The 12,272-nt window shown below is 51.7% G+C and carries 12 protein-coding genes; 5 read left to right on the forward strand and 7 right to left on the reverse strand.

What is annotated here, in order from left to right:
• Positions 1–89 precede the first annotated feature (89 nt).
• From AAY72_RS11850 to AAY72_RS11860, 3 genes are all read right to left on the reverse strand, one after another.
• Entirely contained in the window at positions 90–785 is a 696-nt protein-coding gene (locus tag AAY72_RS11850; RefSeq protein ID WP_057787781.1) for an OmpW family protein, read from the reverse strand.
• 130 nt (positions 786–915) lie between these two features.
• On the reverse strand, positions 916–2,568 hold the full coding sequence (locus AAY72_RS11855; protein WP_057787700.1) for a DUF3300 domain-containing protein: 1,653 nt from the start codon (positions 2,566–2,568) through the stop codon (positions 916–918).
• A gap of 143 nt (positions 2,569–2,711) precedes the next feature.
• The gene (locus AAY72_RS11860; RefSeq protein ID WP_057787702.1) at positions 2,712–4,418 is read right to left on the reverse strand and encodes a lysophospholipid acyltransferase family protein; all 1,707 of its coding nucleotides are present in this window, start codon (positions 4,416–4,418) and stop codon (positions 2,712–2,714) included.
• A 146-nt stretch (positions 4,419–4,564) separates the two neighbouring features.
• On the opposite strand from AAY72_RS11860, the gene AAY72_RS11865 reads away from it, so the two are divergent.
• A complete protein-coding gene (locus AAY72_RS11865; RefSeq protein ID WP_057787704.1) occupies positions 4,565–5,485 on the forward strand; it encodes a glyoxylate/hydroxypyruvate reductase A in 921 nt (306 codons plus the stop codon).
• 281 nt (positions 5,486–5,766) lie between these two features.
• Here AAY72_RS11865 and smrA read toward each other — a convergent pair whose 3' ends face one another.
• From smrA to AAY72_RS11880, 3 genes are all read right to left on the reverse strand, one after another.
• Positions 5,767–6,345 carry a DNA endonuclease SmrA gene (gene smrA, locus AAY72_RS11870; protein ID WP_057787706.1) on the reverse strand — a complete coding sequence of 193 codons (579 nt, stop codon included), beginning with the start codon at positions 6,343–6,345 and terminating at the stop codon, positions 5,767–5,769.
• Positions 6,346–6,457: 112 nt separating this feature from the next.
• Complete coding sequence (locus tag AAY72_RS11875) at positions 6,458–6,736, reverse strand: hypothetical protein (protein ID WP_008985692.1); 279 nt, start codon at positions 6,734–6,736, stop codon at positions 6,458–6,460.
• A gap of 150 nt (positions 6,737–6,886) precedes the next feature.
• Positions 6,887–8,215, reverse strand: a complete 1,329-nt coding sequence (locus AAY72_RS11880; RefSeq protein ID WP_057787708.1) for a M20/M25/M40 family metallo-hydrolase — start codon at positions 8,213–8,215, stop codon at positions 6,887–6,889.
• A gap of 123 nt (positions 8,216–8,338) precedes the next feature.
• On the opposite strand from AAY72_RS11880, the gene AAY72_RS11885 reads away from it, so the two are divergent.
• Both AAY72_RS11885 and AAY72_RS11890 read left to right on the forward strand, forming a co-directional pair.
• Positions 8,339–8,728, forward strand: a complete 390-nt coding sequence (locus AAY72_RS11885) for a response regulator (RefSeq protein ID WP_008985694.1) — start codon at positions 8,339–8,341, stop codon at positions 8,726–8,728.
• Between the two features lie 77 nt (positions 8,729–8,805).
• Entirely contained in the window at positions 8,806–9,102 is a 297-nt protein-coding gene (locus tag AAY72_RS11890) for a helix-turn-helix transcriptional regulator (RefSeq protein WP_008949981.1), read from the forward strand.
• 136 nt (positions 9,103–9,238) lie between these two features.
• Here AAY72_RS11890 and rpsT read toward each other — a convergent pair whose 3' ends face one another.
• Positions 9,239–9,508: a 30S ribosomal protein S20 gene (rpsT, locus tag AAY72_RS11895; RefSeq protein WP_008608893.1), complete on the reverse strand. Its 270-nt coding sequence runs from the start codon at positions 9,506–9,508 to the stop codon at positions 9,239–9,241.
• A 174-nt stretch (positions 9,509–9,682) separates the two neighbouring features.
• Here rpsT and murJ point away from each other — a divergent pair, with 174 nt between their 5' ends.
• The gene (murJ, locus tag AAY72_RS11900; protein ID WP_369815361.1) at positions 9,683–11,260 is read left to right on the forward strand and encodes a murein biosynthesis integral membrane protein MurJ; all 1,578 of its coding nucleotides are present in this window, start codon (positions 9,683–9,685) and stop codon (positions 11,258–11,260) included.
• A 48-nt stretch (positions 11,261–11,308) separates the two neighbouring features.
• Positions 11,309–12,259: a bifunctional riboflavin kinase/FAD synthetase gene (gene ribF / locus AAY72_RS11905; protein ID WP_057787712.1), complete on the forward strand. Its 951-nt coding sequence runs from the start codon at positions 11,309–11,311 to the stop codon at positions 12,257–12,259.
• Positions 12,260–12,272 lie beyond the last annotated feature (13 nt).

Consider the following 12,272-nt stretch of genomic DNA (forward strand, 5'->3'; position numbering starts at 1 on the left):
CCGGAGCGGGGAAAGCCCCGACTTTGGTCGGAGCGCCCTGGAAAATACCGTCAACACCGAAATGTTGACGGCAAAGGGCAAGATAAAACTTACAGTGTCCAGCGCAGGCCGATCATCGCCACCAGTGGGTCGATGGCGACATCGACGCTTTGCACCGTGTTGCCATTCACCCGGACATGCGCCTTGGTGTCGATATCGATTTTGCTGATCATCAGGTGGACACCCAGGTTATCAGCCAGTTTGATATTGACGCCGGCTTGCGCCGCCAGGCCCCAGGAGTTTTTCAGTTTAATACTAACCGGGTCATTAGCACCGGCTGCACCCAGTGCGACTAGCGTCGTTTTCAGTTCCTGGTCGGCTTCGGTATTAAAGAAGTTGGTATAGTTTACGCCCAGCCCCAGAAATGGCTGAAAATTGCTATTGCCGACATCAAAATAGTATTGGCCTAATAGCGTCGGGGGTAAATGTTTGGTTTTACCAATTTTCAGGCCGTCGATAGCGCCATCGCCACTGATTTTATGGCTAAAAGGCGTGGCCGCAATTAACTGTACACCCCAATTTTGCGTTAGCTTGTAGTCGAAAGTCAGGCCGAGCTGCGTATTGCTATTGACCTTAACGCCGGTCGAGCCGGCGGGTAAACCGGCAACGGTCTCTACCACGTTCAGGTTGCCGCTACTGTCGTCTGGCATCACGCTAATGGCACCAACGTTGACCGAAAATTCAGCCATGGCCGGTGCAGCCAATAAACCTAAACCCAGAGTAACTGCAGATAACATGGTTTTCATTTGATTCTCCCATTGAGTAGTTGCCGCCATTTTGCGCGTTGCAGCGACATTTACTTTGGGCTGGATCAAAAAAGCCCGCTCAGTTGCGGGCCTTTTGTCAGAAGTATTGTTCTATATCAACAAAGTGGTGTTACTGCATTTGCTCGCGCCGCGACTCAAACCTGGCTGAACGTTCCGAGACTGAGCGCTGTGCCTGGGCAGGGCGCTGCTCGGCTGCAGGTCTTGATACGGTCTGCGCCCGTTGTTCAGCCTGAGGGCGTTGGTATTGAACCCGTTGCGGCTCTGGCTGTGGCCGGCTGACGGGTTGTACCCGCTGCTCAGGTTGTTGACGCTGATACTGTACCCGCTGCTCAGGTTGCTGGCGCTGATACTGCACGCGTTGCGTCTCTGGCTGTGGCCGGCTGACAGGTTGTACCCGCTGCTCAGGTTGCTGGCGCTGATACTGCACACGCTCGGTTTCACGTTGTGGCCGGCTAATTGGCTGCACCCGTTGCTCTGATTGCTGGCGCTGATACTGTACGCGCTGGGTTTCCGGTTGCGGCCGGCTGACCGGCTGCACCTGTTGCTCAGGGCGTTGCCGCTGATACTGTACCCGCTCGGTTTCGCGTTGTGGCCGCTGCGGCCGTTGTGCTGTCTCCGCTGGCTGGATCGGCTGGATCCGTTGCTCGTTTTCTGCCCACTGCTCAGCTATCCGGCCGCGTGGTGCCGGTTCAGGCCGGTTGCTTTGTTCAAACCGCTGCTGATCGCGCTGTGGACGCTGTTCTGCGTTACGTTCAGTATATTGCTGCTGGCGGTTCGATGGCCGCAAATTGCTGTCTCTGGGAATAAAGCGATCTGACTGTGGCCGCTGTGCTTGTTGCCGCTCTGCCCGCCACTGTTCGCCGCTTCTTTGGTTATAGCGGTCATCATAGTTACGTGGCCGGTCAGGACGATGCTGATAGTCGGGTTTATCCCGCAGATAGCTGTGCCGGTAGTGCACACCGCGCCGGTGGTATTGGTCATGACTCCAGCGTGGTGCATCATGGAAGTGATGGCGTCTTGGATAATAACGCGGCGGTTTGTGATAGTAATGGTGATGTACTATGACATGATGGCGATGCCAGTCGAAGATACTGAAATAAAAAGACGGACGGATCCGGAAACCCGAGCTCCAGTAAAAACTGACCTGACTGCGATAGCCATGGGGCTCATACCAGTATACCGGTGGGTAGGCTGGCCACCACCAGTTACCATACACTACACGGGTGTCATAATAAGGTACATAAATGACTTCGCGACGGGCCGGCTCTATCACGATAACTTCGCGTTCCCGTTCGACCACCACATGCTCCATCTTATTTAGCGTACCCTGGGCATAGGCACGCTGGCGCAAGCGCTGAATACTGGCCATTAATCCTGGCTCATCGGCCAGAAAGGTTTCGCCCAGCCGTTGGGTCCAATCCAGGTCGTCATTTAATCGCTGGATTAATTGTGGAAACGCGACCAGTGCCTGCACGCTGGGATCCCAATCCTGACTCTGGGCAGCATCCACAGCATCCTCACCGGCTAAATTGGGATTTTGCTCTAACCAGCGTGCGGCCTGCACAATCTCCAATGGATAGGTTGAGGCAATTAACACATGGGTTAGCACTGAATCCGGATAGAGGGCAATCGGTGCCAGCATCTGGTCCAGCTCGGCCTCGGTATTGCTGCTGGTACGGCTTTGCGCCTGGCTGGCGCACGCCGTCAGTAACAGTAGCAGCGCCGCCAGCAGTAATTGCGAAATCTGACGTTGTATCGACATAGCGTACTCCTTACTACTGGCGGGATCTGGTGGTTTCCAGCTGCCCGCAGCGGTGTGGACATTAAGTATACAACTTATAGGCTGGTGGGGCTGAATCGCAGCTGAACTTTACCGGATCTTTACACGCGCTACCAGTGTCCGGCTTACTCGAGATAGCGGGCGCGCTTTTGCGCTTTAACCTGGGTTAAATCCACCAGCACCAGGCCATCAATACAATCGGCAAAATCCGGATCGGTACCAAAGGCCAGAAACTTTACACCACCCGGCTCGCACAGTTCGCTGTACTGTTTATAGAGGGTGGGTATACTCACGCCCATATTGGCCAGTAAATGTTTAAGCTGCACAAAGTCTGCCGCATAATCCTGACCGGTAAAATGTTGCTGCAGCTGTTGTAACATCGGCTGCGGCAGTTGATAGGGTTGATTGGACACCGCCCGTTGTTGCTCATCCTGAAAATACAGCGAGTAAAAATAAACCATCAGATCCCGCGCTGCCTGTGGGTAGCTATTCGATAAACTGACGCCGCCAAACAGATACCTGATATCCGGCGATTGTTTTAAGTAGGCACCGATACCAACCCAGAGATAGTCGAGGCTACGTTTGCCCCAGTAACGGGGTTGTACAAAGCTGCGGCCAAGTTCCAGCCCCTGTGCCAGATAAGGCTGCATTTGGCTGCTGAACTGAAACAACGAAGCGGTATAAAGTCCGGTCTGTCCATGTTCGGCGATGACCTTGGCAGTCTTAGCAAAGCGATAAGCCCCGACGATCTCCAGATCATCTTTATCCCATAAAATCAGATGCTCATAGTGACTATCAAAGCGGTCGATATCCCGGCGCAGGCCGCTGCCCTCGCCAACGGCACGAAAAGCCAGTTCCCGCAGCCGGCCAATTTCGCGCATGATGGGCGAACTTTGCTGATGCTGATAAAGGTATATTTTTTTGCTATCACTGGTGTCGCCCAACAGCTGACACTGTTCTATCGCTCTTTTTAATACTGCGCGCTCCTCCGGATGTGCAACGGCACTCTGGGTTTTAAACAGGGGGCTTTTGTCCTTTGCCAGCCGGTACAGATGCTTTTTGAATAGCTTGACCTTGGCCGGTAGCTCCAGCTGTAAACCATTGAAGCTTTCAAACGGAATTAATTCACCAATCCGCATCCCAATCGACTTGCGCCGCTGTTTAAACATTTCCTTGACCAGCAATGCGGTTGCCAGCGGCTTGTAAACTAATGACGCGCTATAAAACAAAGCAGAATTGCGACCATCGATATAGATCGGTAACACCGGTGCTTTATTCTGCGTCGCAAAACGTAAAAAGCCGCTATGCCATTTGCCATCGCGGATACCGTTTGGTTTCAGACGGGAAACTTCGCCGGCCGGAAATAAGATCAGCGCACCTTCCGCCGCCAGATGGGCACCGATAGCGTCTAAGCGTCGCCGCTCAGTGCCGCCACTCATATTATTAACCGGCAGCAGCAGTGAATGCAGTGGCGGTAATGCCATCAGTAACTGATTGGCCAGCACTTTCACGTCGGGCCGGATTTCGCTGACCAACTTCAACAGTGCCAGGCCATCAAGTGAGCCAATCGGATGGTTGGCGATAATCACCACCCGGCCACTGCTGGGGATCCGTTCCAGCTCGTTATCGCGTACGGCATAACTGAAGTTAAAGTAATCCAACACCTGTTCGACAAACTCTAATCCCTGCAAATGCGGGTAGCGCTCAGCAAAGCGCTGAAAATCCTGTTCATGTAACAGGTAGCTCAGCAGCGATTTCACCGGGCGATATAACCAGCTTTGCTGATCGACCTGTGGCAGTTGTTGTTGGATCATTTGTTCGACATTCAGCATGGCGTTAACTCCTGAAAACGGTTGCTGAAGACGAGCCTAAGCGCTTTGCATGACAGCTGTTTGGCAATTTTATGGTAGTTTAACGACAGCCACGCCGCGGCTGTTTTGTGCTAAGGTAAGCGCCTGCCACTACGTCGGAGTATGCCGTGACTATTGCCCTGATTATCCCTGACCGTAAACTTGAAGATTTACAACAACGCCTGCGTGCCGCGCTGCCAGGCGTAGCAATTGAGATCTGGCCGCAGCTGGCCGATCCGGCTGCGGTGACCTTTGCAGTACTTTGGAAACAACCGGCGGGAATACTGGCACAGTTACCTAATTTAAAGGCATTACAAAGTTACGGTGCCGGGATCGACAGCATAGTAACGGATCCGGATTTACCGGCTTTACCGCTGGCTCGGGTGGTTGATCCGGCTTTAACCGAGTCAATGCTGCGTTATCTGGCGGGTATCGAAAGCTATTATCGTTTACGCCTGGACCAATTTAACCGCCAACAGCAGCAAGCGTTGTGGAAGCCGAAAAGTCCACGCACGCTACAAACACTTTGCGTACTTGGGCTGGGGGAGCTGGGAGCCGCCACTGCGCGATATTTTCAGGCTCAGGGTTATCAGGTAACTGGCTGGTCACGAACCGTAAAAGATATTCCGGGTATCCGCTGCTTTGCGGGGGCAGATGGCCTGGCGCCAGCCTTGCAACAGGCTGATCTGGTGATCTGTTTATTACCTTTAACGCCGGCAACGACACAACTACTGGATCAGCAGGTGTTAGCGCTGATGAAACCTGGCGTGATTTTAATTAACGTGGCCCGTGGCGCTATTATTGATGATCAGGCGCTGCTGGCGGCGTTAGAGTCCGGGCAGCTACAGGCCGCTTGCCTGGATGTATTCAGACAGGAGCCGTTACCCGCAACGGATCCTTACTGGCATCATCCGGCAGTGACGATAACACCACATATCTCCGCGGTGACCCGGGTCGAGTCGGTCGTGGCACAAATTGCCGAGAATTATCGCCGGGCGGAGCAGGGCCTGCCTTTACTTAACCAGGTTGACCTGCAACAGGGATACTAACTGTTTAAAATTACAGCGTTGCCAGAGGGTTACGAACTGATTACACTATTTTTCGTCGCAGGTAGTTGACCGCTTATCTCATGGTAACCGGCAGCTGTGACAAATAATAACAAGAATAGTGTTGAGGTTGGTTTATGAGTAAAGCGTCCAATCGTGGTTTTGGCTTTACCACACTTGCTGTAGCAGTGCTGTTGTTGGCGTTGTCAGCATTTCTGACCCGGGCAGAGGCATTTTGCTGGGTATGCTAAAAACTAAGGGCCGCAGTTGCGGCCCTTAGTTTTTTATCGCTTAGTATGGCGTTCGCGATTTTCGCGTTTTTGTTCCGCATTCTTCTGCAGTAAAACATAGGTCGCGCTATAACCGCCGTGTTGCCGCTGTGCGGTATGTGCCGCCAGCACCACGCTAAACGCCGGTAACCACTTGAACACATAGCTGCGTAAAATAGCCGGGTGCGGCTTGCTGTCGCGGCCCATACCATGTTGGATCAACAGCGTTCGCACGCCGCGTTGATGACAGTCGGTGATAAATTGTTGCAGTGCGCTGCGTGCTTCAACCAGGGTTTTACCCAGTAAATTCAGCGTAGCGTCTAACTGATACTTGCCCAAGCGCAGATTGCGGTATACACCCTGTTGTACGCCATCTTTGCAATAGGCAAACACATCGTCGGGTTTCACCAACTCGACGTACTCCATACTCAGATAATGCGGATCGTACTCCATTTCCTGTTCAGCGGCTTTACGTCTGGCTTGTTGTGCAAGGGTAGGACTGAACTCACCGCTGGCTTGCAGCACAGCATCCTGAGATATTGGCTTTACATCAGCCATTTCAGAAAGAAACAGCTCGAGATCATCTTCCTGCATAGCGGTCTCCGCAACTTAAGCTGGTCTGGTTAGCTCTACGTTATGCAGAGCTAACTGGCTCAGACCTGAAGACCGCCAAGTATAACGGGAGTCAGGGTGGGACAAAAGTGCCTTATTCAGCTTGTGGTTTCAGGGCGGCCGGAGCTACGTCTGTGTTAGCGGCTTTTTTCCGGGCGGCAGCAAAGCGCAGCAAGTAGTAGGCATTAATCAGCAATACCAACAGGTTTGAGATCACACCTTGTGGAATGGCGATATGGCTATAGTAAACAAATAACAGGCTGCAACCTATTAATGTAGCTAATCTAAGCCAGAACACATCTTTAATAAAAAACGCGCCGATACAGATCGTCAGGCCAACCCAGCTGATAATGTCGTAAATCAAGTTTTCCATCTGCAGGCTCCATATTGCGGCAGGTTAATTGCGCGCATTATGAGCAGTGTGGAGTTTTTACTCAACTGAGGAATATTGTAAGTTTCAGATTAGATAAATTAATGGATGTAACCCTGCTGTCATAATGCTGACAGCAGGGGGAGGGGGAGGTTATTGACGTAAATCAACGCTGCTATTGGCGATAGCACGGGTCATAATCAGCCAGGCTTCCAGGTTTTGCCGTAGTGCCGTTGGATCAATTTTATCCAGCGTATCATTGGGTGTATGGTGATAATCAAAGTAATCGGTACCGTCCTGCATCAGTGTTGCTACCGGTACGCCCTGTGCTTTTAAAATTGAGACATCCGGGCCACCCGAGGCCGTATTCGGGCCCATGCTGATCCCAAGTGGCGCCAGTTTTTGCTGCACCTGGCGGGCAAAATTCAGTGCCTGTTCGCCCATACCGGTATCAAAACGCCAGATCCGGCCAGCGCCAAAGTCAGACTCTGAGGCAAACACATGCTTGTGTAATTCCTGATGATGGCGGGCGGCATAAGCACGGGCGCCAATCAACCCGCCTTCTTCGTTACCAAAGAGCACCACCCGAATAGTGCGTTCGGGCTTTTCCTGCTTTAATAGCGCCGCTGCGGCCATCACGATACCAACACCAGCACCATCGTCCAGCGCCCCTGTACCTTCGTCCCAGGAATCCAGGTGAGCACTAATCAGCACAATTTCATCTGGTCTTTTACTACCAGTGATTTCGGCAATGACGTTATGACTGGTGACTTTACCCGGCAGATTGTTATTCATCTGCAGATTCAGGCTGACTTCCGGGTTGCGGCTGAGGATCTTACTTAATTGCTGCGCGTCAGGTACCGAGATGGCGGCGGCAGGGATCCTTGGTACGCCCTCCTCGTAACGCATTTGGCCGGTATGGGCAAAGCGGTTATTGCTGCTGCCAACCGAGCGGATTAACAGGGCTTTCGCGCCCAGTTTCGCGGCTTCAACCGCACCCCGGGCGCGGCCACCGACCACCTGACCGTAAAAACCACCACGAATATCTTTTTCCAGCGCATGGTTAATAAAGACGATGCGATCTTTGACTTGAGCCGGGTCGGCTGCGATTAGCTCATCCAGCGTATTAAACATCACCACCTGAGCTGCGATACCATCAAAAGGCGTGCCGACTGAGCCACCCAGAGCGGTGAGGACCAGAGCCTGATTAAAAGGCGCGCCCACCCGCAGACTGGCAGCGCCGCGCTCCCAATGCAGCATATCAAAGGGCTCGCGCCAGACTTTATCAAAGCCTAACTGTTTAAAGTGTTGTTCCGCCCAGACCACCGAGCGCAAATCGGCTTCGCTGCCGGCTAGTCGCGGACCCACTTCCACCGTTAACGACTCGACCAGGTTATACGCCAGATCTTTATCCAGTGCTAAAGGGGCTGCCTGCACATTCAGGCTAAAAGCTGCTATGATAGTTGAGAACCACAGTTTCATTGTTATTGTTTGCCTTGTGATAATGGTTGTCAGGCAAATTTAACAGCTTTAACGGATTAAACCCAGCTTACGCGGCTAAACCCCATTTTAGCCCGATTAACGGATACAGGAGCTGCCATAGGGATGCAAGGGCTAGAACAAGGAACCATACCAACAGGCCTGACGGCGCTGGTGGTCGATGACACCTTAGCGAGCAGACATTATTTAAAGCAAATTTTACAGTCGCTTGGTGTGTCAGTTGTACATGAGGCCGCAGATGGCGCCAGTGCTGAAGCATTGTTTTTGCAGCAGCACCCGCAACTGGTATTTTTGGATATTCAGCTGCCAGACATCAACGGTAAGGTACTCTTACAACGTTTCCGGCGTGTCGATCAGCAATCGCACATTTTTATGGTATCCGCTTACTCAAGTGTCGATAACCTGAAAGCTGCGGTGGCCGGTGGTGCCAAGGCCTTTGTCGTAAAGCCATTTTCGGCAGAACGAATTTATAGTCTGGTGCAACCTTTGCTCTGATTATTGGTCAGAGTCTGGTCTGAAGCGCTAAGCACTTTGATTTTCAGATTTAACCAGTCAGGTAATGGTAACGACAAATGAATTTAGAGGATATGCTGAAAAATTCAGCGCAAGCTGTGAAGTTGCTAAAGGCAGTTTCGAATGAGCGGCGGCTGATTATTTTATGTCACCTGTTAGAAGGTGAAATGTCGGTAGGTGAGATTAACGAAAAGCTGGATTTAAGTCAGTCAGCCCTTTCGCAGCATTTGGCACTGTTACGAAAGCATAAACTGGTGAAAACCCGCAAAGAAGCACAAACCGTATTTTACCGCCTCAATAGCGCCGAGGCCGAGGCCTTGATTGCGTTGATGCACAAATTGTATTGTTCAGAATAAAGGTTGCTGCGGCAGCCTTTATTTTTGGGCGCTATCCACGCTTAGACGCCGCATGGGTACGATGCTGACTTTCTAAACAAAATAGCGCAAAACAAAAAAGCCAGCGGAAGCTGGCTTTTTTGTCGAACTCTGACAGTTAAGCGGCTTTTAACGCTTTAACATGTGCATTTAAGCGAGCTTTATGACGAGCTGCTTTGTTCTTATGGATCAGACCTTTGGCCGCCATGCGGTCAATTACCGGAACCATTTTGTTGAATGCTTCCTGAGAAGCAACTGCGTCAGCAGTTAACACCGCTGCGTAGGTTTTCTTGATGAAAGTACGCATCATAGAACGTTGACTGGCGTTTTGCTGACGACGTTTTTCTGATTGAATTGCGCGCTTCTTAGCAGACTTAATGTTAGCCAAGGTAACACTCCTAAAAACTAAACCGGACTCTTTAAAGGCCGCATAATATGCCTATTTACTGTGCCATTGTCAAATGCTTTCCGCGAAAAGGCCAGCAATTTAATTGGGATTACCGCTGGTAATTGGCGCCCCGAACAGGTGAAAATAGCGACGCATTATACACAGGAGTTTCAGGTGTCGGGAAAATTATTAAAGTCAGGGCTGATTGTGAGTTTTATGACCCTGATTTCACGAGTGTTGGGGCTGGTCCGCGATGTGGTTGTAGCCAACTTTGTCGGCGCCGGTGCGGCGGCCGACGTGTTCTTTTTTGCTAACCGCATTCCAAATTTCTTACGCCGTTTATTTGCCGAAGGCGCTTTCTCGCAGGCCTTTGTGCCGGTATTAAGTGAGGTGAAAGCCCAGCATGGCGATGATGCGGTGCGTGAGTTGGTGGCAAAAGTCGCCGGCACACTCGGCGTGATTGTCACACTGGTAACCCTATTTGGTGTTATTGCCTCACCGCTATTAGCCTTGCTGTTTGGTATGGGCTGGTTTATCGAATGGCTTAACGATGGCCCGGATGCGCATAAGTTTGAGCTGGCCTCGTTAATGCTGAAAATCACTTTTCCGTACTTGTGGTTTATCACCCTGGTTGCCTTGTCGGGCGCCATTCTAAATACCTATAACCGCTTTGCGGTGGCGGCCTTTACGCCGGTATTTTTAAATATTGCCATTATCGGCAGTGCGCTCTATCTGGCACCGACGCTGGATGAGCCGGCGCTGGCCCTGGCCTGGGGTGTGTTTATTGGTGGCGTGGTGCAGCTGTTGTTTCAACTGCCGTTTCTGGCCAAAGCCGGTTTGCTGGTGATGCCAAAATGGGGTTGGCGCGATCCGGGCGTGACGAAAATCCGCACCCTTATGTTGCCGGCACTTTTCGGGGTGTCAGTCAGTCAGATCAACCTGCTGTTGGATACCGTGATCGCGTCGTTTTTATTAACCGGTGCGGTCAGCTGGCTGTACTACTCAGATCGCTTAATTGAATTTCCACTGGGTTTATTCGGTATTGCAATTGCCACTGTTATTTTGCCGAACCTGTCACGCCATCATGCCACTGCCAATGCGGAGCGTTTTTCGCATACGCTGGATTGGGCGATCCGTTTTGTGGTGATGTTTGGTTTGCCGGCGATGCTGGCGCTGATGGTACTGGGCCAGCCCATTATTAGTGTGCTCTTTATGCGCGGCGAATTTACCCAGCAAGATGTACTGATGGTGTCTTACAGTCTGGTGGCCTATAGCTGTGGTTTGCTGAGCTATATGCTGATCAAGGTATTGGCGCCCGGGTATTATGCGCGGCAGGATATTAAAACCCCGGTAAAAATTGGCATTATTGCCATGGTCGCTAATATGGTGTTTAACCTGATGCTGGCACCGTTTTTAAGTTATGTTGGCTTGGCGCTGGCGACCGCCATGTCGGCCAGTTTAAATGCGTTTTTACTGTATCGGGGTTTAAAGCTGGCCGGAATTTATCAGCTTAGCCGGCAGAACTGTTGGTTTTTGGCCAAGTTTAGCCTGGCCGCGATCTTAATGGCGGCAACCTTGTGGTGGTTAAGTCCAGAATTGAATGACTGGATTGCCCGGCCACTGGCAGCACAAATTCTGTTGTTAAGTAGCCTTTGTGTCGGCGCGGTGCTGTTGTACTTCGCCTTGCTGTTGCTTTTCGGGGTACGTTTGGCTGATTTTAAAGCGAAATCTGTTGCTGAAAGCCGTCACTAATCCGGTTATAATCCGGCGTTTACAGGCACCAGAGGCATTATTGCAGGCATGGAGTTAATCCGCGGTATCCATAATATTCTGCCGCAGCATCAAGGCTGTGTACTGACTATTGGCAATTTTGATGGTGTGCATCTGGGGCATCAGGCGGTGCTGGCAAAGGTGCAGCAGTTAGCGCAGTCACTTCAGCTGCCATCCTGCGTTCTGGTATTTGAGCCGCAGCCGCTGGAGCTGTTTGCCGGTAATGCCGCGCCAGCGCGTTTAAGCCGCTTTCGCGAAAAATATCAGGCGCTGGCCGCCGTCGGGATTGACCGCATGCTGTGTGTGAATTTTAATCGCAGCTTTGCCGCTCAGGATCCGCAGCAGTTTATCAAAACCCTGTTGCTGGATAAGCTGGGCGTGCGGCATCTGATTGTCGGCGATGATTTTCATTTTGGCAAAAACCGCAGTGGTAATTATGCCTTACTGGCCCAGGCCGCGGCGCAATATGGCTTTGGTTTAAACAGTACCTCCAGTTTAAAACTGGGCGAGCAGCGGGTCAGCAGCACTTTGATTCGCGAAGCGCTGCAACAAGACCAACTGGACAAAGCCGCCGCCATGCTGGGGCGCCCTTTTACACTAAGCGGCCGGGTGCGCCATGGCCGTAAGCTGGGGCGGGATCTGGGTTTTCCGACTGCCAATGTCTGGCTTTACCGGCGTAAGCTACCGGTGTCGGGCGTGTACGCTATTACAGCGCATACTTGTTATGGTGTTTTTAACGGTGTCGCCAATATTGGCAACCGACCGACAGTGCAGGGCAGTCGTGAGCAGTTAGAAGCCCATTTATTTGATTTTAATCAGGATTTATATGGCAGCCAGATCCGGGTAGAGCTACGGCATAAACTTCGAGCCGAGCAACGTTTTGCCAGTCTGGATGCATTGCAACAACAAATTGCCGCCGATGTTGCGGCAGCACAACAGTATTTTAGTGAGGCCGCGTCCGCGCAGGCCCCGACAACCTAACGGAACCGAAACG

This window comes from Alishewanella sp. WH16-1, assembly GCF_001441695.1.
Taxonomy (GTDB): Bacteria; Pseudomonadota; Gammaproteobacteria; order Enterobacterales; family Alteromonadaceae; genus Alishewanella; species Alishewanella agri.